Raw genomic sequence first — 422 nt, 5'->3', positions numbered from 1 at the left:
CTATTCGTTATATGTTTGGGAATGGGGTCGAGGTTTATTGCGGTTGGGAAAAGCCTTACGATATCATGACTTGTTTGCATGACCATTATATTGACCATTCTTTTCCTGTGAAGGATGTGAAAAGTTATAGAGATTATTTGCGTTGTCTTMCTTCGCATTCTTCTTTGTTTTTGGATTACATAGAAAGCAGGGGATATGGTTTTTTAAGATTCAACGAATATTTGAACGATGACGAGGATGATTTTTGTTACGAGTGTGTTTTTGTTAATGACAATAAAGATGAGATACGCCTTTGGGTTAAAGATTTAGAAGAATGTGACAAGGATGGTTTGTATTCGAGTATCGATAATTTAGATTTGGAAAATTGTACGTCTGATGATTTTAAAAGAAGACTCTCAACGATTTGCGAGAAATTTTTTGGA

The 422-nt window shown here is 34.4% G+C and carries 1 protein-coding gene; it reads left to right on the top strand.

The genetic code is table 11. The features are described from left to right. A partial coding sequence (locus tag KP705_RS18135; RefSeq protein ID WP_215765302.1) for a hypothetical protein occupies positions 1 to 422 on the top strand: 422 nt, incomplete at both ends.

Origin of the sequence: Gluconobacter sp. P1D12_c (genome assembly GCF_018812105.1) — a bacterium.
GTDB lineage: Bacteria > Pseudomonadota > Alphaproteobacteria > Acetobacterales > Acetobacteraceae > Gluconobacter > Gluconobacter oxydans_A.
The sequence above is the reverse complement of the archived record's forward strand: the minus strand, read 5'-3'. Positions and strand labels throughout refer to the sequence as shown.